Raw genomic sequence first — 21,227 nt, 5'->3', positions numbered from 1 at the left:
GCGGTCAGACGATCAGCACCAGGGCGTAGGCCAGGAAGAACAGCGCGACGAGGACGACGAGCACGAGGATCAGCGTCAGCGGCACCTTGGCCCAGCCCCGCGGTGGATTGTGCGTCTCACGGGGCCCGGCCCCGGGCAGGCTGCTCTCGGCGGGCGGGGTCTCGCCGGGCGGTACCGAGCCGCCGGGCTCCAGCCCGGTGGTCCGCTCGGGTTCGGGATCGGGGTTCACATGACTCATGTCTGCCGAGTCCCCAGGACACGTCCACATCATCAGTCGATCACGACTTGCCCGTTCCCGGCACCGAACGCGGTCCGCTGGGCTACATTCGAGCACCGCCGACAATGAGCCGATCGGCGGTGACCCTCTGTACATCCAGGAGCAGCGCATGCGCGACGTCGCCCTCGCTCCCGCCGTTGCCGCGCCGCTCACCGGCGGCCTCGCCGACAGCGTCTTCGACACCGCGGAGCGCAGTCCCGCCCTGCCGGTGCTCGCCCATCGCGTGGATCCCGCCGCCACCGTGTGGCAGGAGGTGACGGCCGTCGAGCTGCGCGACCAGGTGGTCGACCTGGCCAAGGGGCTGATCGCCACCGGGATCTCCCCCGGCCACCGGGTGGCCCTGATGTCCCGCACCCGCTACGAGTGGACCGTGTTCAGCCATGCGCTGTGGGCCGTGGGCGCCGAGGTGGTGCCGATCCATCCGGCCTCCTCACGGGACCAGGTCGAGTGGATCCTGCGGGACGCCGGCTGTGTGGCCGTGGTCCTGGAGGACGAGCAGGGCGTCATGACCGTCGGCACGGTGTGCACCGGGCTGCCGCGGCTGCGCCACGTCTGGCAGCTGGACGCGGGCGCGCTGTCGGAAATCGTCGAGCGGGGCACGGTCGTGCCGGACACCACGGTGGAGTCGCTGCGCCGGATCGTGCTGCCGGACGCGACCGCCGCGGTCGTCTACACCTCCGGCACCTCGGGCCGTCCCCAGGGCTGCGCGCTGAGCCACCGGAACCTCGCCTACCCCTGCGACACGCTGCTGGCCGGCTGGCTGCACACCGCGGCCCCGCCGGGCGTACAGCCCTCCGTGCTGGCCTTTCTGCCGTTCTCCCATGTGTACGGCCTCATGATCATGCTGATGTGCGTGCGCGGCGGCGTCCTGATGGGGCACGAGCCGGAGCTGACCGAGGCGTCGCTGGCCTCGGCCCTGACCACGTTCCGGCCGACGTATCTGTACGGCGTCCCGTCGGTGTTCGAGAAGCTCTACAAGAAGTTCCTGCAGGCGGCCGAGAAAGCGGGCCGGGGTGCCCTGTTCGAGCGGGCCGCGCAGACCGCGCGGGACTTCGCCCAGGCACTGGAGCGCCAGCGGCTGGGCACCGGGCCGGGGCCCGGCTTCGAGCTGAGGCTGCAGCACGCCCTGTACGAGCGGACGGTGTACCGCAGGCTGCGCGCGGCGCTCGGCGGGCGGGCGGTGCGCGGCACCTCCGGCGGTTGCTCGCTCAGCCGGGAACTGAGCCTGTTCTACGAGGGCATCGGGGTGTTCGTCCACGACGGGTACGGCCTCACCGAAGCCTCGGGCGGGATCACCATGCAGCCGCTCGGCCGGGAGAAGTCCGGTACGGTCGGCCGGCCGCTGCCGGGCACCGAGGTCCAGGTGGCCGACGACGGGGAGATCCTGGTGCGCGGCCCGTCGGTGTTCCAGGGCTATGTCGGCGACGAGGCGGCGACGCGGGCCGCGCTGCGCGGCGGCTGGCTGGCCACCGGGGACATCGGGCGGCTGGACTCCGAGGGCTATCTGACGATCACCGGGCGCAAGAAGGACGTCATCGTCACCAGCGGCGGCAAGAGCGTCGCCCCGGCCCCCCTGGAGCAGCGGCTGCGCATGCATCCGCTGCTCCACCAGGCGGTCGTGATCGGCGACGACCGGCCCTGTGTCGGCGCCCTGATCACCCTGGACCCGGACTTCCTCGCGCACTGGCGGGGCTCCCTGGCGCTCCAGGGCGACAGTCCGGGCCGGGAGAGCCGTGAGGAGAACGCGCTGCGGGACGAGATAGCGCGGGCCGTCGCCTCGGCCAACAGCGCCGTCTCCCGCGCGGAGTCCATCCGGGTCTACCGGGTGCTCCCGGAGCCGTTCGCCCCGGACAACGGACTGCTCACCCCGTCGATGAAGCTGCGCCGGGACGTGATCGTGCGGCACTACGCCGCCGAGATCGACGCGATGTATCAGGCGCGGTCCCGGGCGGCGCGTGTCGCGCAGGAGCCGGCGGACTGGGACGAGCCGGACGACGTCTTCCGCTGACGCCGTCCGCCGGGTCGGAGCATCCGAAGGGGGGCATGAACCGGGTCGGACGGATATCCCGCCCGGCTGCGGGAACTCGCAGCACAGAATGAGATCGGCACCGACAGCCGTCCTGGCCGGGGGGTCCCGCCGCGCCCCCGACCGCCCAGGATCGGGGATTGCGAGATGGCGACGCAGCCACGTGGGGACGACACACCGCCCGCGGAGGACGGGTACGAGCGCACCTTCTCCTTCGCCGGTGAGCTGCGCAATGTCACGGAGGCCCGGCTCGCCGCGGAGGACTTCCTCTGCGCGCTCGCCACACAGGCGCCGCCCGCCGCGCCCGAGTACTGGGACGACATACTGCTGGTGGTGACGGAGCTGGCCGCGAACGTGATCCAGTACGCGCCCGGGCCGTTCGGTCTGCGAATGCGCCGCACCTTCGACGGCGTGCATGTGACGATGCGCGACACGAGCACCACCAAGCCGGAACCGCGGCCCTTCCATCCGCGCACGGGCGGCGGCGGCATCGGCTGGCATCTGGTGCACACGCTGTGCACGCAGGTCAGCGTCGTCGTCGACGACGAGGGCAAGGACGTCCATGTGTTCCTGCCGTGGTGACCGCGATGTGTGTACGACGTGTACCTGTGCGGCAACCGGTTACTCCAGCCGCAGCGGGGGCATGCTGGTGCCCACGCGTTCGTCTGCCTGCCGCGCCCGGCTGGCGGAACGGCTCAGGGCACGGTGGGATCAAAGCTGGTGCCACCGATCAGGGCAGGCGAACGGCGTGGAGTCGGACCGCCTGGAGCCGCAGAAAGGGATGAACACCGTGACACGACCCAGGATCCTGGTGGTTGGCGCAGGCTTCGCCGGAGTGGCGTGCGTCCGCCGCCTGGAGCGGAAACTCGCTCCCGCCGAGGCCGACGTCACCCTGGTGACGCCGTACTCCTACCAGCTGTATCTGCCCCTGCTGCCCCAGGTCGCCTCCGGCGTGCTCACGCCGCAGTCGATCGCCCTGAGCCTGCGCCGCAGCAAGAAGTACCGCACCCGGATCATCCCGGGTGGCGCGATCGGCGTGGACCTGAGGTCCAAGGTGTGCGTCGTCCGCACCATCACCGACAAGATCGTCAACGAGCCCTACGACTACATCGTGCTGGCCCCCGGCAGCGTGACCCGTACCTTCGACATCCCGGGGCTGACCGAGCACGCCTTCGGGCTGAAGACCCTGGCCGAGGCCGCCTACATACGTGACCACGTCATCTCGCAGCTCGATCTCGCGGACGCCAGCGACGACCCGGTGGAGCGGGCGGCGCGGCTGCAGTTCGTGGTGGTGGGCGGCGGATACGCCGGCACGGAGACCGCCGCCTGTCTGCAACGGCTGACGCACGCCGCCGTACAGCGTTATCCGCGTCTGGATCCCGGCCTGATCAGGTGGCATCTGATCGACATCGCGCCCAAGCTGATGCCGGAGCTGGGCGAGAAGCTCGGCCGCAGCGCGCAGGAGATCCTGGGGCGGCGCGGCATCGAGGTGTCGCTGGGCGTGTCGATCGACAAGGCCGGCGCGGAGGAGGTCACCTTCACCGACGGCCGGGTGGTGCCGACGCACACACTGATCTGGACGGCCGGTGTGGTCGCCAGCCCGCTGATCGGCACGCTCGGCGCGGAGACGGTCCGCGGCCGGCTGGCGGTGACCGCCGAGATGTGCCTCCCGGGTCACGACGGCGTGTTCGCGCTCGGGGACGCGGCCGCCGTGCCCGACGAGGCCAAGGGCGAGCCGGGCGCGGTCTGCCCGCCCACCGCACAGCACGCCATGCGCCAGGGCAAGAAGGTCGCCGACAACGTCATCGCGACCCTGCGGGGGCAGCCGCTGACGCCGTATGTGCACCACGATCTGGGTCTGGTCGTCGACCTCGGCGGCAAGGACGCGGTGTCCAAGCCGCTCGGCGTCGAGCTGCGCGGGCTGCCGGCCCAGGTGGTGGCCCGCGGTTACCACTGGTCGGCGCTGCGCACCAACGTCGCCAAGACCCGGGTGATGACCAACTGGCTGCTGAACGCCGTCGCCGGCGACGATTTCGTGCGCACCGGCTTCCAGGCCCGCAAGCCGGCCCGGCTGAAGGACTTCGAGTTCACCGACTCGTATCTGTCCCCGGAACAGGTGCGGGCCCGGGTGGAGGGCACGAGCGCCGGGAGCGCCTGAGGGTGAGGAGGGGACACAAGTAGCCCAGGCCGTCGTGCGATGCTGGGTCGGAGATCGATTTCCGGCACGGGAGAGAGCGCGGCGGCGTGAGCACAGCGGGACGACCTGGGCGGGTACGGATGTGGGACCGGCTCGCGGCGTCCGATCCGGGGCTGCTCCGGCTCACCGCCGGGCTGCGCACGGTCACCGCGATCGCGCTCACCCTCGCCGTGCTGGCCGCCCTGCGGGTGCCGGTGCCCCAACTGGTCGCCGGTGCCATGGCGGCGATGGTGTCGACCTTCGCCATCCGGGAGAAGCAGCGCTCGGCGCAGGCCGTGACGCTCGCGCTCGGCCTGCCGGTGGCACTGGCGTCGGTGTCGCTGGGCGCACTGCTGAACCAACGGGTTGTCGTCGGGGACCTGTTCTTCGTCGTCCTCATCTTCTGTGCCGTCTACAGCCGCCGGTTCGGCGACCGCGGCACGGCGCTCGGCCTGATCGGCTTTCAGATCTACTTCCTCTCCCTGTTCGTGCACGCCACCACCGCGGCGCTGCCGGCGCTGTACGGGGGCATCTGCGTGGCCTTCGCGTGCAGCGCCACCGCGCGCTTCGTGCTGCTGCCGCAGACCCCGGCGGGCACCCTGGACCGGCTGCGGCGGGCGTTCCGCGCCCGGCTCGCGCAGCTGATCGCCGTACAGACCGAGTTGCTGGACGCCGGACCGGACGACGTGGACAAGGTCCTGGACGCTCTGCGCACCGCCACCGCTCGGCTGCACGAGACGGCGCTGCTGATCCAGGGGCGGCTGGAGGACGGCACCTCCGACGCGGCGGTGGGCCGCCTGCTGCAGCGCCGGATCGCGGACGCCGAGATCGCCTCCGAGCGGCTCGGGCTGCTGCTGCTCACCGCGCGCAGCGCCGAGCGGACCGACACCCTCACCCTGCATCTGCCGGGCGCCGTACTGCCCTCCGGCGGGGAGCTGCCGGTGCGGGACGAGGCCACGGCGGCGCTGCGCCGTGATCTGCAGGCGCTGCGGCTGCTGATGCTGCGGCCGGTCGGCGAGGCGCGGGGCACCGCGCTCGCCCAGGTGCGCAACCGGCTGCTCGGCTACCGCGAGGAGGAGAACCTCCCCAAGGCCTCGCCGGCGGTACAGGACGTCTTCCGTGGGCTCGGCGAGGCCGCCAGGGCCTCGCTGGGGCTGCGGGTCGCGCTGGACGGGCCGCAGGACGAGTCCGACGACACCCCGGCGACGACCCGCTCGCGCGAGGAGCTGGACGCGGAGGACGCCGCGATCGAGGCGGGCGAGGAGGCCGAGGCGGAGGAGCCGGGGCCGAGCGGTCTGCAGCGGCCCACGACACGGGCCGCGGTCCAGGTGGGCGTCGGCTCCGCGCTGGCCATCGCGGGCGGCGAGCTGCTGTCCGGCCAGCGCTGGTACTGGGCGGTGCTGACCTGCTGGATCGTGTTCCTCAACACCGCCTCGACCGGCGAGATCCTGGTGAAGGGCTACCGGCGGCTGCTGGGCACGGTCCTCGGCGTGCTGGCCGGTATCGTGCTCGCCGGTCTGGTCGGGCACCACACCTGGACGGCGTTCGGCCTGGTGCTGGTGTTCATCTTCGCGATGTTCTACACCGCGCCGCTGTCGTACACGCTGATGTCGTTCTTCGTGACGGCGATGCTGGGCCTGCTGTACACGCTGCTGAACACCTACAGCATGTCGGTGCTGGTGCTGCGGGTGGAGGAGACGGCGCTGGGCGCGGCCTGCGGGGTGGTCGCGGCGGCGGTGGTGCTGCCGATCCGCACCGACCGCCGTACCAACGAACTGCTCGTGACGGTCCTGGACCGGCTCGCCGATGTCACCCGGGCCGCCGTGGACCAGCTGAGCGGCGGGGCGGGCGCCGATCTGGTGGAGCAGGCGCGCGATCTGGACCAGGCGCTGGCCGACCTGCGCGCGGCCACCCAGCCGCTGACCCATCCGATCACCCCGCTGCGCTCCCGCCGGGACACCGCCCGGTACGTGGTGGCGCTGCTGGAGACCTGTGCCTACCACGGGCGTTCGCTCGCGGCCACGGCCGAGCTGCTGCCGACGCATCCGTCGATCGCCGCGGATCCCCGCCTGCGCGGGGCGGGCGCGCGGATCGTGCACAACATCGAGGCGATCGCCGCGCATGTCGCCGACCCGCGTGCCACGGCGGAGATCGAGACCGGCTCCAGCATCGCCTCGATGCTGGAGCCGGGAACCCTGCGCACCCCGCGCTACGGCCGGGTCACCGACCGGGTGCTGCGCCATCTGCAGCGGCTGGACGAGGCGGTCTCGGGCCTGGCCCGGCCGCTGGGCCTCACCAGCGGCGCGGACCGGCCGAAGAAGTGACGGCCGCCGGACGTGCGCTCATGCCGGGTCCGTGCCGCATGCGCGCCGGCCCATGGCCTCGTCGCGGACGCGGGCGCAGCTGCGGCTGATCAGCCGGGAGACGTGCATCTGGGAGATGCCCAGCCGGTCGGCGATGCGGCTCTGCGTCATGTCCTCGAAGAACCGCATGTAGAGGATGGCCCGTTCCCGCTCGGGCAGCCGGCGCAGTCCCTCCTTGGCGGCCTCGCGGTCGACCACGACATCGTACGAGGTGTCCGTCGCGCCGAGGGTGTCGGCGAGGCTGTAGCCGTCGTCCCCGGTGGACAGTTCGGCGTCCAGGGACAGGGTGCTGAAGCTCTCCAGGGCCTCCAGGCCGGTGCCGACCTCCTCCTCGGTGAGGCCGGTGTGGGCGGCCATGTCGGCGAGGGTGGGTTCGGGGCTGCCCGGGTGCTGGGTGAGCTCGCGCCGGGCCACGCGCACCCGGTTGCGCAGTTCCTGCACCCGGCGCGGCACCCTCAGGGCCCACATCCGGTCCCGGAAGTGCCGCTTGACCTCGCCGGTGATGGTCGGCACGGCGTAGCTCTCGAAGGCCCCGCGGGACGGGTCGAACCGGTCGACGGCCTTGACCAGCCCGAGCGCGGCCACCTGTCGCAGGTCCTCGACGGACTCGCCCCGGTCCCGGAAGCGGCCGGCGATCCGGTGGGCCATGGGGAGCCAGGCGGCGACGAGTTCGTCGCGTACGCCGTCGCGCTCGGGGCCGTCGTCCAGTGCCGCCAGCCGGGCGAACAGGGCGGCGGTGTCGGGGGCGTCGTCATGGGTCCGCCGCGCGGGAGCGGCAGCGGCGGAGTCCGTGGTGGTGGTGCCGGGACGGCTTGTCGACATGTCGGTCAGCATGCGGAATCGCTCCTGAACGTGGTTTCAGGGCGCGCGGCCGGAAAGGGTTCTGGGGCCGGGCCCGAACGGTGGTGTCAGGGTTCGCCGCGGGTCGCTCGCCCGGTCCGACGAGAGGGGGACCCAGGCAGTCGTACGGTTCCCACTGGGCGCGCGCCTCCGGTCCGAAGCACGAGACTCCGCCTGCCCCTCGCTCCGGGGAGCAAACACGCCGGACGCGAACCTTCGCCTTCCGCACGGCTTCAGCGCAGCGGTACGACGGCCGTGATGCGCTTGCCGCCACAGGGCAGCTGGGCGACCCGGACGTCCCGGGCCAGGCGGCAGACAATGGGCCAGCCCCGGCCGCCGAGCCGGGCGGGGCCCCGCTCTGCGGCCGGGGCGGCCACCGGCACGTCGTCACTGCGATCGCTCACCGACACCCGTACGCCGCCGGAGTCCACGTCGACGTCGAAGCCGGTGATGCCACCGCCGTGCAGGATGGCGTTGGTGGTGAGTTCGGAGGTGACCAGCAGGGCGTCCTCCATGGCCGCCGCACCGCAGGGGATGGCGCGGGCCCGGCATCGCTCGGCCACCACGCTCTCCACGGTTCTGCGGGCTTCGGCCGGCCGGCACGGCAGGCGGCGGCGCGGTTCCCGCAGCGTCGCGCGGCAGCTGGTCCGGTGCTTGTCGCGCATCCCTTCCTCCCTGAGGCGATGCCAAGATGAATGCCCGGTTTGCCGGGCTCCCTGCTTTCCGCCTCACCCCTTCCGGAGCTGTCAAACACCGTCGGTGCCCGTGTCATCACTGCGGCCATGCGGGTACCAGACCGGTATGACCGATGTCGTGGACGCGGATGAATTGCTGCGGCGCATCCAGCGCGGCCGGGAGCACGCGGCCGCGGAGGAGCGGGCCTGGCGGGAACGCGCACAGAACCTGACGGCGACGGATCCGGACGGTGCTCGGGAAGCGACGGCCCGGGCCTGGGCGTTCGAGGCGGTGGCGCGGGTGCTGGAGGAGATCGTCTGCCCGGGTGGACCGCGGGATCCCGCGGAAGGCGTGAAACAGGTCACGTGACCTGCTACCGACTGGTAGAACACCCGCCGGATGGTTTATCGTTCATACATACGTGATGCCGGGGGTGACCGGAACCGTCCTTCCTCCCCCCATGGCGTCACCGCAGACGGCCCTGGCTGGCCTCCCCCGTCCAGCCAGGGCTTCTTGCTGCCCGCAACCGGCGCGGGGCCGGGCACGCGCCGAGGAAATCCAGGCCCTTCGAGGTGCCCGCAGGGGCGGCAGCGGCTGAAATGGGCTTAGGGAAAGCACCCCCGAACCCCCTCGGCGAGGAGCCCCGCGCCATGACCAAAGCGATAAAACTGCTGACCGCCCTGCCGTATGCGCAGCGCGAGCGCCTGATGGAACTGGCCAAGGAGGTCTCGTTCCCGGAGGACACCCGCATCTTCGAGGCGGGCGGCACCGCTGACCGGTTCTGGGTGATCCGTTCCGGGGCGGTCCACCTGGACCAGCAGGTCACCTCGCGGCAGCGGGTCACCGTCGCCACGCTCGGCGCGGGCGACATGCTCGGCTGGTCCTGGCTGTTCCCGCCGTACCAGTGGGACTTCGGCGCGGTGGCCTTCAGCAATGTACGGGCCTACGAGTTCGACGGGCCCTCGGTGCTCGCGCTGTGCGTGGAAGACCCGTTGCTCGGGCTCTCATTGGTGCGGACGGTGGCCGAGATCCTCGCCCACCGCCTGGAGACGACCCGGGGGAAGCTGATGGACCAGTACATGACCAAGGGGCGCGGCGGCCTGGTGTGACTCAGATCCGGTAGCGGCGCAGCGCCGGTACGGCGGCGGCCAGGGCCAGCATCACCACGACCACCAGCGCGCCACCGCCCGCCACCGCGGCGCGCGGGCCGAAGGCCGAGCCGGCCGTGCCGTGCAGTACGTCGGCCAGGCGCGGCCCGCCCGCGACGACCACCGTGAACACGCCCTGCATCCGGCCGCGCATCTCGTCGGTCGCGGCCGACAGGAGGATCGCGCCGCGGAAGACCATCGAGACCATGTCGGCGACACCGGCCGCGGCGAGGAAGGCCAGGGCCACCCAGAGATTGCGGCTCAGCCCGAACCCCGCGACGGCCACGCCCCAGCCGACGACCGCCCCGACGACCATCCAGCCGTGCCGGCGGGCCCGGGAGAACACCCCGGAGAACAGGCCGCCGAGCACCGCGCCGACGGGGATGCCGGCGAACAGCACACCGAGCGCGAGCCCTTCGCCGTAGGAGTGGTACGTCTGCGCCGCGAGCTGCGGGAACAGGGCGCGGGGCATGCCGAGGACCATGGCGACGATGTCGGCGAGGAAGGACAGCAGCAGGACCTTGTGCCGGGAGATGTACCTGAACCCGGCGGCGATTTCACGCACCCCGGCCCGGCGGGCGGCGGCCGCGCCGAGCGGGGGCAGCGCGGGCAGCCGGAAGACGGCCCACACGGTCACGCACAGCGCCACCGCGTCGATGAGGTACAGCTCGGGCAGCCCGATGACCGGGATCAGCACACCGGCGAGCAGCGGCCCGGCGACCATGCCGGTCTGCATCACGGTGGAGCCGAGCGCGCCCGCGGCGGGCAACTGCTCGGCGGGGACCAGCCGGGCGATGGAGGCGTTGCGGGCCGGGGAGTTGAGGCCGAACAACGCCTGCTGGCACGCGAGCAGCACCATGAGGACGGCGACGGAGTCCGTCCCGGTGACGGCCTGGGCCCAGAACAGCAGCGAGGTGACCGCGATACCGGTGTTGGTGACCAGCAGCAGCTTGCGGCGGTCCACGGTGTCGGCGACCGCGCCGCCCCACAGCGCGAACGCCACCATCGGCACGAGTCCGGCCAGGCTCGCGTAGCCGACCCACGCCGAGGAGTGCGTGACGTCGTAGACCTGCTTGGGCACGGCCACGGCGGTGAGCTGGCTGCCGACGGCGGTGACGATGGTCGACGTCCACAGGCGCCGGTAGGCCGGGATGCTGAGTGGACGGGTGTCCATCGCCCAGCGGCGCCAGCCGCGCCGGGGTGGCGCGGCGGCGTCCGGCGCGGCGCCGGATTCGGTGGTGCTGCTGCTCTCGCTGGTGTCCACGGGTGTCCTGTTGCCGATGGAGGTTGCTCGCTGCATCTTTTCGATTCGAGAGCCTAACTATCTCGGCAGTCCCTGTGCACACCGAACGGGTTCTGCTCGGCATCCGGCCTCAGGATCCGGCCATGAGCGTGGCCCCCAGCGCCAGCATGGTGACGGCTACCAGGCCGTCCAGGACCCGCCACGCCGTCGGCCGGACCAGGAAGCGGCCGAGCAGCCGGGCGCCGAAGCCCAGGGCGGCGAACCAGCACAGGCTGGCGAGCGCGGCGCCGAGCCCGAAGGTCCAGCGCAGCGCGCCCCGGTCGGCGGCGAGGGAGCCGAGCAGGAACACCGTGTCCAGGTAGACGTGCGGGTTCAGCCAGGTCATCGCCAGACAGGTGAGCACCGCCCGGCGCCGGGAGCCCGCGGCCTCGCCCTCGGTGCTCAGGCCGGCCGCGCCCGGTCCGAGCACCCGGCGGGCGGCGAGGACGCCGTAGCAGAGCAGGAAGAGACCGCCGGTGATCCCGACGGCCCGGACCGCGCCCGGCCACGCCACCACGACCGCGCCCACCCCGCCGACGCCGAGCGCGATGAGCACCGCGTCGGACAGGGCGCAGATGCCCACCACGGCGAGGACCGCGTCCCGGCGCACCCCCTGCCGCAGGACGAAGGCGTTCTGGGCGCCGATGGCGACGATCAGGGAGAGGCCGGTGCCGAATCCGGCGGCCGCGGCGGTCAGGGCGTGGTTCATGCCTCGAACCTAAGAAGCCGGTGCCCCGCAAGTACAGCTAAAGATTCTTACGTACCCTTAGCGCTTGTGATGACCGAGCTTCCCCTGGAGCAGGTGCGGACCCTGCTCGCCGTGGTGGACGAGGGCACCTTCGACGCCGCCGCGGCCGCCCTGCATGTGACCCCGTCGGCGGTCAGCCAGCGGGTCAAGGCGCTCGAACAGCGCACCGGCCGGGTGCTGCTGCAGCGCACCAAGCCGGTGCGGCCGACGGAGTCGGGCGCGGTGCTGGTGCGGTACGCCCGGCAGCTCGCCCGGCTGGAACGGGACGCCTGGGGCGAACTCGGGCTGAGCGGCGCCGGGGAGCCGACGCGGGTGTCGGTGGCGGTGAACGCGGACTCGCTGGCGACCTGGTTCCTGCCGGCGCTGACGCGGGTGGCGGGGCTCTGCTTCGAACTGCACCGGGAGGACGAGGACCACACCGCGGCCCTGCTGCGCGAGGGTCTGGTGATGGCGGCGGTGACCACCGCCGCCGATCCGGTGCCGGGCTGCACGGTCCGGCCGCTCGGCCGGATGCGGTATCTGCCGGTCGCCGCACCGGAGTTCACCACGGCCCACCTCGGCGGGCGGCCGCTGCCGGAGGCGCTGCCCGAGGCCCCCGTCGTGGTCTTCGACCGCAAGGACGACTTCCAGGACGCCTTCGTACGCCGGCTGGGCCGCGGCTCCGCCGGCCCGCTCAGGCACCTCGTGCCCACCTCGGAGGGCTTCCTGGACGCGGTCGCCGCCGGACTCGGCTGGGGCATGGTGCCGGAGGTCCAGGCGGGTCCGCTGCTGGCGCAGGACCGGCTGGTGCTTCTCGCGCCCGGGGAGTGGATGGACGTCACGCTGTACTGGCAGCAGTGGAGGCTGGACTCCCCCGCGCTGGCCGCGCTCGCCGCGGCGGTGACGGCGACTGCGGCCGAGGCACTGCGCCGCTGACGGCCGGACACGTTCATCCGTTGACGTTTTATTCGTTCCGCCCCGACGGAAGGGCCCTGCGGAGTACGGTGGTCGGGCGGTGGCGCGGCGGACGGCGGTCCCGGCCGGTTCCCGCCCCCAACTCCGCGCCCCCGGTGCCCGGTCGGGCACGGGTGCCCACGGCCCGGTGGTCCGTCCGCCCCGTTCCCGGCCCGTTGAGCGCGCACGGCTCGCCGCGGACCGTACGCGCGCCCGTGGCCGGATCGCGGTCGTCGCACGATCCCCCTGTCGCACACGCCGTTTCACACCGCCCCGACCGGTCACCCGAAGCCGCAGTACGCATTCGACAGGCACGGACGACTTCGATCGGATCCAGGAGACTTCCATGGACAACTGGCGCGACCATGCCGCGTGCCGTCGCGAGGATCCCGACCTGTTCTTCCCCATCGGCACCACCGGTCCGGCGCAGGTGCAGACCCAGCGCGCCAAGGCGGTCTGCGGCCGGTGCCCCGTCCGGGAGGAGTGCCTGGACTGGGCGCTGGGAACCGGCCAGGGCATCGGCATCTGGGGCGGGACGACCGAGTCGGAGCGCCGGGCCCTGCACCGCCCGGTCCGCTCCCGGCCGCGCTCCGGCTGACCCCGGCGTGCGCGGTCCGGGCCTCAGCTGCCACCGCGGCGCAGCGTGCCCCACTCCCGTTCCTGCCGGGCCACCTGCTCCTTCGCCGCGTCGGTCACCTCGTCCGCGATCCAGCACAGCGGCTCGGCATCGGTGACGAGCGGCTCGTTGTCGGGGCCCCGGCCGGCCTCCCGGCCCCGCAGGACCCAGGGACGTACACCGGGCCCCTTGTCGTGCGGCAGGTGCGCGTAGTCGTAGAGACGGCGGGCCACCCACAGCTCCACCGACCGGTCCGCCCACCAGCGTTCGACGTCGAGCGGACTGGCGGACAGCCCGGGCATGGGTACGCCGGTGAGGTCGTCGGTGCTGGAGACCTCGGCGAGGTCGGTGCCGGGCCCCAGGGACCAGCGGACGTACAGGCCCTGCTGCTCGTCCACCAGGCGGGCCAGCTCGGCGAGCGTGGACACGACCGGCAGGTCCTCCGGTGTGCTCATGGCCTGATCTCCTTCGACTGCGCCGCGCGACCGGAGTACCCCTGGTGCGCGCGGGGAATCGGAGACGATCAGGTGGGGTCCGCGGGTGGGCCGGCCGCGGGCAGCCGCAGGGTGAAGACCGCGCCCCCGCCGGGCTCGCTCGCGGCCTCGGCCGTGCCTTCGTGGGCGGCGAGCAGGTGACGCACGATCGGCAGGCCCAGGCCGCTGCCACCGGTACGGCGGCTGCGGGACTTCTCGGCGCGCCAGAACCGGTCGAAGACGTGCGGCAGGTCCTCGGGCGCGATGCCCGTGCCGGTGTCGGTCACGGTCAGCACGACGTCCGCGCCGTCCCGGCGGGCGGCGAGCGTGACCGTGCCGTCGGCGGGGGTGTGCCGCAGCGCGTTGGAGACCAGGTTCCCGAGAGCCTGCCGCATCCGCACCGGGTCGGCGTCGAGCCAGGCGCCGGCGTCGGCCTCGGTGCGCAGGGCGACCCCGGCGGCTCCGGCTGCGACCCGGTGGGCGGCGGCGACCTGGTCCAGCAGCTCGCCGGCCCGCAGCGGCTCGCGGTGCAGCCGCAGGGTGCCGGCGTCGGCGGCGGCGAGATCCTGGAGGTCGTCGATGATCCGCTGGAGGACGAGCGCCTCCTCGTGCAGCGAGTCCAGCAGGGGCGGGTCGGGCTCGACGACTCCGTCGCGGACGACCTCCAGCCAGCCGCGGATGTTGGTGAGCGGGCTGCGCAGCTCGTGCGCGATGTCGCTGACCATCGCCTTGCGCTGGGCCTCCAGGCGGGCGCGGCGCTCGGTCAGGTCGTTGAAGGCCTCGGCGAGGATGCCGGTCTCGTCCCGGGTCGTCACCGGCACCCGCACGTGCAGGTCGGGCGGCTGCTGGGCGGCCTCGGTCAGCGCGCGCAGCGGCCGTACCAGCCGGACGGCGACGAGGGCGGTGACGGCGACGGTGACGGCGAGGACCAGTCCGGCGGCGCCGATCACCTTGGCCTTGTTGGCCGGAGACATGTCGAAGCGGGAGGGGTTCTGGTCGCCGATGCCGAGGAACAGGTCGGCCACCGGGGCGACATAGGGCTCCAGTTGGGTGCGCCGGGCGGTCAGGATGCAGTGCTGGGCCGCCCGCGCCGTCGCCGCCCTGCCCGCCCTGGCGTACTTGGCGACCAGGTAGCCGCCGCCGAAAGGGTCCTTGCCGCTGGGGTCGTAGGTGAGGAAGAGCTGCCCGCCGAGGTCCAGGCCGGCCTGTTTCAGACACGGCCGGGCGAGGTCGGTGAGGTCGGCCAGGGCCTTGCGCTCCGTCGGTGTGGGCGTGTTGAGCAGCCCGTCCTCGCACACCGCCGCGCCGTAGCCGGCCGGGTCGGTGCCGTCCGGGAGGGTGACGACGGGCCGCCCGCTCGCCGTGCGGACCATGCCGGGCTGGAGGCCGTAACGCTCGTAGCACTGCCTGCGCTTGGCGGCCAGCGCGTCCAGATTCGCGCGCTCCTTCGCCGGGAGCAGGTAGGGGCCGACCACGCGCGGGTCGATGCCGCTGAGCTGGGCGCCGGTCTCGCTGTAGGTGTCGGTGCGCAGCGGGTCGACGGTGGCGGCGGGCCGGGGCGGCAGCGGGGTGCCGCGGGGCGCGGAGTCGGCGACGAGGGTGCGGTCGGCGGTGGTGAGCGCGATCCGGCGTCCGGTCTCGGCGGCCAGCTGCCGGACGGTGCGGCGGACGTCCGTCCAGTCGGAGTGGGTGGCGGCGTACCCGCTGAGCCGGGCCAGGATGCGGTTGTCGGCCGCGAGGTCCTGGCCCTGCTCCTCCTTCAGGGCGCTGGTGGTGGTGGTCACCGCGAGCCAGGCGGTGGCGGCCACCGAGCAGACCGCGATCAGGGCGGAGACGGACAGCAGCCGGACGAGAAGCCGCTTGCGCAGCGGGATCCACCGCCTCACCGGCGCCTGCGGGCCCGCGCCCCCCTGCCCTGGCTGTACGGGCGCGCCGGGCCGGACCCGCAGCGGTCGGCGCCTCACGGATGCCTCCGCCCGTCTCGAACCTGCCGGTATCTCACGGGCACCCCCACCCCTCCCGGGCCCGCCGGCATCTCACGACGCCGCCACCCATCCCCTACCTGCCGACGCCTCACGAACCTCCGCCCAGCTCGGGGCCGCCACCCCTCCCGGCCCCACCGACATCTCACGACGCCGCCACCCATCCCCTACCTGCCGACGCCTCACGAACCTCCGCCCAGCTCGGGGCCGCCACCCCTCCCGGCCCCACCGACAGCTCACAAGCCTCCGCCCAACTCGGGCCCACCGACATCCCACGACGCCGCCACCCAACCCGGACCAGCCGACACCTCACAAGCCTCCGCCCAACTCGGACCAGCCCACATCCCACGACGCCGCCACCCAACCCGGACCAGCCGACACCTCACAAGCCTCCGCCCAACTCGGGCCCACCGACATCCCACGGCGCCGCTCGAGCCCGGACCTGCCGGCGCATCACGCGTCTCCGCCCTTCTCGAAGCCTCCGTAGTCTCAGGGACACCGCCCACCCGGCGCGCACGCCGCACGCGCGCCTCTCACCCCACTCCGGCCGACCCACGCCACGCCGACGCCGCCCCCACGCCTCATGGCCGGGTGCCGCTCAGCTTGTAGCCGACGCCGAACACGGTCAGCAGCCGTACCGGGCGGCGCGGGTCGGTCTCGATCTTGCGGCGCAGGTTCATGATGTGCACGTCGACGGCCCGCTCGGTCGAGGCCCGGTCGAAGCCGCGGGTGTACTGCAGCAACTGCCGCCGGGTGAACACCCGTTCCGGTTCCGCGGCCATGGCCAGCAGGATCTGGAACTCGGCGGGCGTGCAGTCCACCGTCGCACCGTCGCAGCGCACCTCGTGCCGTACGGGATCGACGCTGATCCCGCCCGCCCGGACCACGGGGTCCTCGTCCCGGGTGGCGACGCCGCGCCCGCTGCGCCTGAGCACCGTACGGATCCGGGCCATCAGCTCGCGCGGGCTGTACGGCTTGGTCATGTAGTCGTCGGCGCCCAGTTCGAGGCCGAGCAGCAGATCGTCCTCGGCGGCGCGGGCGGTGAGCATGACCACCGGTATCTCCGGGTCCGCGCCGCCGCGCAGCGCCCGGCACACGCCGAAGCCGTCGAGGACCGGGAGCATCAGGTCCAGGACGACGAGGTCGGGCTGGAGACGGCGGGCCGCCTCCAGCGCGGCGGCGCCGTCGTGCACCACCGTGGCGGAGTGTCCCTCGGCCAGCAGGGAGCGGCGGATCAGTTCGGCCTGCTTCTCGTCGTCCTCGGCGACCAGTACATGTGCGCACACGAGTTCGGATCCTAGGCGGCCGAGGCGGCGAGCCAGTCGGCGTACCCCATGACGACGACCGGATGCCGTTCCGGGTCGAGGGTGCGCAGCAGTTCCCTCATGTGGGCCTTGGCGAGGCTGACACAGCCGTGGGTGGGTCCGCCGTGGTCGACGTGCAGCCACACTCCGCCGCCGCGCTTCGGGCCGAGCGGCCGGGTCCAGTCGAGCGGGGAGGTGCCGGGCTCGCGGTTGTAGTCGATCGCGATGACGTAGTCGAAGCAGCCTTCGAGCGGTTCGCCCTCGAAGCCGGTACCCGGCGAGTGGAAACCGCCGGACCGATGGTACGGGAGCTTGCTGCCGGGGTCCGCGAGCAGGCCGCCGGCGTCGGAAAGGGTGTAGACGCCGAGCGGGGAGCGCAGGTCACCCAGCACGTGGTGGGCGCTCCAGCCGCGCAGGGCGTTGTGGCCGGGCCAGACGGGGCCGGACTGCCAGCCGGCGGCGGTCCGCTGGTGCAGGACGACCGTGCAGAGCGGGGAGTCCATGCCGCGCCCGGTGACCACGACGGCCTGCTCGCAGCGGTCGGGTATGGCCGCCGACCTGGCAGGGCCGAGACCTGGTATGCCCTGGCGCGCCTGCTCCGCCTGAACCGCGGGGGTGGGCGCGGCGGTGGGTGCCGGGCCGGTGGGGGGTGTCCGGCGCTCGGTCGCCTCGGCTCCGCCGCCGCAGCCGGTGAGCAGCAGCGGGGAGGCGAGGACGGCGACGGCGGTTCTGCGATGGATCATGGTGTCGACTCTGGCCGACACATGTTTGGAACCGGTAAGGGTTCAGGCGCTGTTCGGCTTGCCCTTCGTGAACAGCCAGGTGTGGAACGGCCCGTCCAGACGCTTCCCCGAGATCCGCTCCGCCAGCTGTGTGAACTGGGCCGTCGTGCCATGGCCGTCGCGGTGTGCGGCCGACCAGGCGCGCAGGATGCGGAAGAAGTCCCGGTCGCCGACGGCCTTGCGCAGTTCGTGCAGGGTCATGGCGCCGCGGGCGTAGACGGGCGTGTCGAAGATGTTCTTGCCGCTGCCCGGGTCGCCGGGCGGAAAGGCCCACAGGTGGTCGCTCGCCGGGCGGGCGTAGAGGGCGTCGAAGGTCTTCTGGGCGCTGTCGCCGCCGTGCTGCTCGGTGTACAGCCACTCGGCGTAGGTGGCGAAGCCCTCGTTGAGCCAGATGTCCTTCCAGGCCGTCAGCGAGACGGAATCGCCGAACCACTGGTGGGCGCTCTCGTGGACGAGGGTGCCGATGTCGGGCGCGGAGTCGTAGAGCGGCCGGGTCTGGGTCTCCAGGGCGTAGCCGACGGCCGGGGCGTGGTCGACGATCGCACCGGCGGAGCGGAACGGGTACGGCCCGAACAGCTTGCTCTCCCAGGCGAGTACGGACGGCAGCTTCCTCAGCACCGGTGCGGCCGCGTTCGCCTCGCGCGGGTCGACGGCGTTGTACACGCGGATGCCGTCGTGGGTGGTGTACTGCTCGACCTTGAAGGCCCCGACGGTGACGGTGGCCAGGTAGGCGGCCATCGGCCGGGTCTCGCGCCAGTGGAAGGTCGTCCGGCCGTGCTCGGTGCGCTGTCCGAGCAGCATGCCGTTGGAGACGGCCGTGCGCCCCTGGGGGACGGTGACGGTGATGTCGTACGACGACTTGTCCTTGGGGTGGCTGTTCGCGGGGAACCAGGTCATCGCCCCCTGGGGCTCGCCGGCGACGAAGGCGCCGTCGTCGGTGGGTATCCAGCCGTCCGCGCTGCCGTCGGGGTCGGTGACCGGTCTCGGGGTGCCGTCGTAGCTGACGGTGACCCGGAACCCCCGGCCTGCGGGCAGGGTGTGGCGCGGTGTGACGACGAGTTCCTGGCCGTCGCGCCGGAACGCCGCGGGCGTGCCGTCGACGGTGACGCCGGTGACCTTCAGGCCCTTCAGGTCGAGGTCGAAGCGGCCGAGGTGCTGGGTGGCGCGGGCGTCGAGGACGGCCCTGCCGTCGAGATGCCGGGAGGATGTGTCGTATCGGAGCGTGAGGTCGTAGTGCCGGACGTGGAAGCCGCCGTTGCCGCTGAGCGGGAAGTAGGGGTCGCCCGCGCCGGGGGCGCCGGCCGTTCCCGGCGCCGTGGGTCCGGCGGCGCCGACGAGTGCCGCGAGGGCGACGGGGACGGTGGCGAGGACCGCGGTAGGGCGTCGGAGGTGCTGTCTGCCGGGTGGCGTCACATGCGGCTCCTGGAGGAAGTGGCGGGTGATACAGAGTAGGGGTGGCGAGCGCCCGGTTACTGTCTTGTTCAGGTCATCTCGCCCCGCGTCGTGACCGGGTGGCCGGGGGCAGCCGCAGTACGCTCGCTGGACCGTCCGCGACCCGAGAGGGGCCCGACCGTGAGCGTGCGTGTGCGCCGCATCTATGACCCGCCCGAGGCCGACGACGGCCTGCGCGTCCTGGTCGACCGGCTGTGGCCGCGCGGCCTGGCCAAGGACGCGGCCCGGGTGGACGAGTGGCCGAAGGCGCTCACGCCGTCCGACGAACTGCGCAAGTGGTTCCACGGGGGCGGCTCCTACGAGGAGTTCAGGGGCCGCTACGAGGCGGAGCTCGACGCTCCGGAGGCCGCCGAGCTTTTGGACGGCCTGCGCAAGGCGGCCCGCGGCAAGCGCGTGACCCTGCTGACCGCGTCCAAGACGCCGGAGCAGAGCCACGCGCAGGTCCTGCTGGAGCTGCTGAAGGGCTGACGTCAGCCGGTGTGCTCGGCCGCGTGCCGGCCCGCGGCCCGGCCGGAGAACAGGCAGCCGCCGAGGAAGGTGCCCTCCAGCGCGTTGTAGCCGTGCACCCCGCCACCGCCGAAGCCCGCCACCTCGCCCGCCGCGTACAGACCCTCGATCGGCGTACCGTCGGCGGCCAGGGCGCGGGAGTCGAGGTCGGTCTGGATGCCGCCGAGGGTCTTGCGGGTCAGCACATGCAGCCGGACGCCGATGAGGGGGCCCGCGGCGGGGTCGAGGATGCGGTGCGGGGCGGCGACCCGGCCCAGCCGGTCCCCGATGTAGCGGCGGGCGTTGCGGATGCCCTGGATCTGGGAGTCCTTGCTGTAGGGGTTGGCCATCTGCAGGTCCCGGGCCTCGATCTGGCGGCGCACCTCGGTCGCGTCCAGCAGCGGCTTGTCGGTCAGCGCGTTCATCTTCCCGACCAGCTGCTCCAGGTTGCCCGCGGTCACGAAGTCCGCGCCCTTGTCGAGGAAGGCCTTGACCGGTGCGGGCGCGCCCTTGCCGACCAGCCGGTCGCGCAGGACGCCCCTGCGGTCCTTGGCGGTGATGTCGGGGTTCTGTTCGGAGCCGGAGAGCGCGAACTCCTTCTCGATGATCTTCCGGCTGAGGATGAACCACGAGTGGTCGTACCCGGCGATGTCCTCGGTGGTGCGCAGGTACTTGAGGGTGCTGAGGGTGTCGTAGCCCGGCAGGCAGGGGTCGGGCAGCCGGCGGCCGAGGGCGTCCAGCCAGATGGAGGACGGTCCGGGCAGGATGCGGATGCCGTGACCGGGCCAGATCGGGTCCCAGTTCTGCAGGCCCTCGGTGTAGTGCCACATGCGGTCCCGGTTCACCAGCCGGACACCGGCCTCGGCGCTGATGTCGAGCATCCGGCCGTCGACGTAGGCCGGGACGCCGGTGACCATCTCGGCCGGCGGGGTGCCGAGCCGGGCGGGCCAGTAGCGGCGGACGATGTCGTGGTCGGCGCCGATGCCGCCGGTGGTGACGACGACCGCCTGGGCGGTGAGTTCGAAGTCGCCGGCGCGGTCGCGGTTGGAGGCGACTCCGCGCGGCGAGCGGTCCTCGGCCAGGACGGTGCCCCGCACTCCGCGCGCGGTGCCGTCCGCGATGACCAGCTCGTCGACCCGGTGGCGGTGGTGGAAGGTCAGCAGTCCGTCCCGGGCGGCCTGGCGGGCGTACTTCACGAACGGCTCGACCACGCCGGTGCCGGTGCCCCAGGCTATGTGGAAGCGGGGTACCGAGTTGCCGTGCCCTGTCGCCCTGAGGTCGCCGCGCTCGGCCCAGCCGACGGTCGGCAGCAGCTCGATGCCGTGTCCCTTGAGCCAGGACCGCTTCTCGCCGGCCGCGAACTCGACATAGGCGCGGGCCCAGCGCACCGCCCAGGAGTCCTCGTCGTCGAGCCGGTCGAACTGCGCGCTGCCCTGCCAGTCGTTCCAGGCGAGGTCGAAGGAGTCCTTGATGCCGAGGCGGCGCTGCTCCGGCGAGCCGACGAGGAAGAGCCCGCCGAAGGACCAGAACGCCTGTCCGCCGAGGTTGTTCGCGTTCTCCTGGTCGACCAGGGCCACCCGGCGGCCCCGGCCGGTGAGTTCATGCGCCGCGACCAGGCCGGCGAGGCCCGCTCCGACGACGATGACGTCCGCGTCCATCGTGAC

The 21,227-nt window shown here is 72.9% G+C and carries 20 protein-coding genes; 9 read left to right on the top strand and 11 right to left on the bottom strand.

Annotated features, from left to right (window positions below):
* Positions 1 to 4: 4 nt before the first annotated feature.
* The gene (locus ACZ5NH_RS38510) at positions 5 to 238 is read right to left on the bottom strand and encodes a DUF6480 family protein (protein WP_468782088.1); all 234 of its coding nucleotides are present in this window, start codon (positions 236 to 238) and stop codon (positions 5 to 7) included.
* 148 nt (positions 239 to 386) lie between these two features.
* Between ACZ5NH_RS38510 and ACZ5NH_RS38505 the strand changes: the two genes are divergently transcribed.
* From ACZ5NH_RS38505 to ACZ5NH_RS38490, 4 genes are all read left to right on the top strand, one after another.
* On the top strand, positions 387 to 2,285 hold the full coding sequence (locus tag ACZ5NH_RS38505; protein WP_468782086.1) for an AMP-dependent synthetase/ligase: 1,899 nt from the start codon (positions 387 to 389) through the stop codon (positions 2,283 to 2,285).
* 165 nt (positions 2,286 to 2,450) lie between these two features.
* Positions 2,451 to 2,885, top strand: coding sequence for an ATP-binding protein (locus tag ACZ5NH_RS38500; protein ID WP_388634412.1), 435 nt, complete (start codon positions 2,451 to 2,453; stop codon positions 2,883 to 2,885).
* Positions 2,886 to 3,084: 199 nt separating this feature from the next.
* Positions 3,085 to 4,461 carry an NAD(P)/FAD-dependent oxidoreductase gene (locus tag ACZ5NH_RS38495; RefSeq protein ID WP_468782084.1) on the top strand — a complete coding sequence of 459 codons (1,377 nt, stop codon included), beginning with the start codon at positions 3,085 to 3,087 and terminating at the stop codon, positions 4,459 to 4,461.
* Positions 4,462 to 4,580: 119 nt separating this feature from the next.
* Complete coding sequence (locus ACZ5NH_RS38490; RefSeq protein ID WP_468782107.1) at positions 4,581 to 6,803, top strand: FUSC family protein; 2,223 nt, start codon at positions 4,581 to 4,583, stop codon at positions 6,801 to 6,803.
* A gap of 18 nt (positions 6,804 to 6,821) precedes the next feature.
* On the opposite strand, the gene ACZ5NH_RS38485 is transcribed toward ACZ5NH_RS38490, so the two are convergent.
* Together ACZ5NH_RS38485 and ACZ5NH_RS38480 are read right to left on the bottom strand one after the other, a co-directional pair.
* Positions 6,822 to 7,676 (bottom strand): SigB/SigF/SigG family RNA polymerase sigma factor, encoded by an 855-nt coding sequence (locus ACZ5NH_RS38485; protein ID WP_468782082.1) that lies wholly within the window; start codon positions 7,674 to 7,676, stop codon positions 6,822 to 6,824.
* Between the two features lie 239 nt (positions 7,677 to 7,915).
* The gene (locus tag ACZ5NH_RS38480) at positions 7,916 to 8,347 is read right to left on the bottom strand and encodes an ATP-binding protein (protein ID WP_468782080.1); all 432 of its coding nucleotides are present in this window, start codon (positions 8,345 to 8,347) and stop codon (positions 7,916 to 7,918) included.
* Positions 8,348 to 8,483: 136 nt separating this feature from the next.
* On the opposite strand from ACZ5NH_RS38480, the gene ACZ5NH_RS38475 reads away from it, so the two are divergent.
* Positions 8,484 to 8,726 carry a hypothetical protein gene (locus ACZ5NH_RS38475; RefSeq protein ID WP_388634405.1) on the top strand — a complete coding sequence of 81 codons (243 nt, stop codon included), beginning with the start codon at positions 8,484 to 8,486 and terminating at the stop codon, positions 8,724 to 8,726.
* A 281-nt stretch (positions 8,727 to 9,007) separates the two neighbouring features.
* Complete coding sequence (locus ACZ5NH_RS38470; protein WP_388634402.1) at positions 9,008 to 9,466, top strand: cyclic nucleotide-binding domain-containing protein; 459 nt, start codon at positions 9,008 to 9,010, stop codon at positions 9,464 to 9,466.
* A 1-nt stretch (position 9,467) separates the two neighbouring features.
* Here ACZ5NH_RS38470 and ACZ5NH_RS38465 read toward each other — a convergent pair whose 3' ends face one another.
* Positions 9,468 to 10,769 (bottom strand): MFS transporter, encoded by a 1,302-nt coding sequence (locus ACZ5NH_RS38465; RefSeq protein ID WP_468782105.1) that lies wholly within the window; start codon positions 10,767 to 10,769, stop codon positions 9,468 to 9,470.
* 109 nt (positions 10,770 to 10,878) lie between these two features.
* Positions 10,879 to 11,496: a LysE/ArgO family amino acid transporter gene (locus ACZ5NH_RS38460; protein WP_468782078.1), complete on the bottom strand. Its 618-nt coding sequence runs from the start codon at positions 11,494 to 11,496 to the stop codon at positions 10,879 to 10,881.
* A 66-nt stretch (positions 11,497 to 11,562) separates the two neighbouring features.
* Between ACZ5NH_RS38460 and ACZ5NH_RS38455 the strand changes: the two genes are divergently transcribed.
* Both ACZ5NH_RS38455 and ACZ5NH_RS38450 read left to right on the top strand, forming a co-directional pair.
* Entirely contained in the window at positions 11,563 to 12,450 is an 888-nt protein-coding gene (locus ACZ5NH_RS38455) for a LysR family transcriptional regulator ArgP (RefSeq protein WP_468782076.1), read from the top strand.
* Positions 12,451 to 12,814: 364 nt separating this feature from the next.
* Complete coding sequence (locus ACZ5NH_RS38450) at positions 12,815 to 13,066, top strand: WhiB family transcriptional regulator (protein WP_468782074.1); 252 nt, start codon at positions 12,815 to 12,817, stop codon at positions 13,064 to 13,066.
* Between the two features lie 23 nt (positions 13,067 to 13,089).
* On the opposite strand, the gene ACZ5NH_RS38445 is transcribed toward ACZ5NH_RS38450, so the two are convergent.
* The 5 genes from ACZ5NH_RS38445 to ACZ5NH_RS38425 form a co-directional block, all read right to left on the bottom strand.
* Positions 13,090 to 13,539, bottom strand: coding sequence for a DUF6098 family protein (locus tag ACZ5NH_RS38445; RefSeq protein WP_468782072.1), 450 nt, complete (start codon positions 13,537 to 13,539; stop codon positions 13,090 to 13,092).
* 68 nt (positions 13,540 to 13,607) lie between these two features.
* Positions 13,608 to 15,443, bottom strand: coding sequence for a sensor histidine kinase (locus tag ACZ5NH_RS38440; protein WP_468782103.1), 1,836 nt, complete (start codon positions 15,441 to 15,443; stop codon positions 13,608 to 13,610).
* A 677-nt stretch (positions 15,444 to 16,120) separates the two neighbouring features.
* Positions 16,121 to 16,825: a response regulator gene (locus ACZ5NH_RS38435; protein ID WP_468782070.1), complete on the bottom strand. Its 705-nt coding sequence runs from the start codon at positions 16,823 to 16,825 to the stop codon at positions 16,121 to 16,123.
* Positions 16,826 to 16,836: 11 nt separating this feature from the next.
* Positions 16,837 to 17,586 (bottom strand): L,D-transpeptidase family protein, encoded by a 750-nt coding sequence (locus ACZ5NH_RS38430; RefSeq protein ID WP_468782068.1) that lies wholly within the window; start codon positions 17,584 to 17,586, stop codon positions 16,837 to 16,839.
* Positions 17,587 to 17,628: 42 nt separating this feature from the next.
* Positions 17,629 to 19,038, bottom strand: a complete 1,410-nt coding sequence (locus ACZ5NH_RS38425; RefSeq protein ID WP_468782066.1) for a M1 family metallopeptidase — start codon at positions 19,036 to 19,038, stop codon at positions 17,629 to 17,631.
* 159 nt (positions 19,039 to 19,197) lie between these two features.
* On the opposite strand from ACZ5NH_RS38425, the gene ACZ5NH_RS38420 reads away from it, so the two are divergent.
* On the top strand, positions 19,198 to 19,545 hold the full coding sequence (locus ACZ5NH_RS38420; RefSeq protein WP_468782064.1) for a DUF488 domain-containing protein: 348 nt from the start codon (positions 19,198 to 19,200) through the stop codon (positions 19,543 to 19,545).
* A gap of 2 nt (positions 19,546 to 19,547) precedes the next feature.
* On the opposite strand, the gene ACZ5NH_RS38415 is transcribed toward ACZ5NH_RS38420, so the two are convergent.
* On the bottom strand, positions 19,548 to 21,221 hold the full coding sequence (locus ACZ5NH_RS38415) for an FAD-binding dehydrogenase (RefSeq protein ID WP_468782062.1): 1,674 nt from the start codon (positions 21,219 to 21,221) through the stop codon (positions 19,548 to 19,550).
* Positions 21,222 to 21,227 lie beyond the last annotated feature (6 nt).

This window comes from Streptomyces sp. NPDC031426, assembly GCF_055581585.1.
Note: the sequence above shows the minus strand (reverse complement) of the source record. Positions and strands in the feature narration are given on the sequence as shown.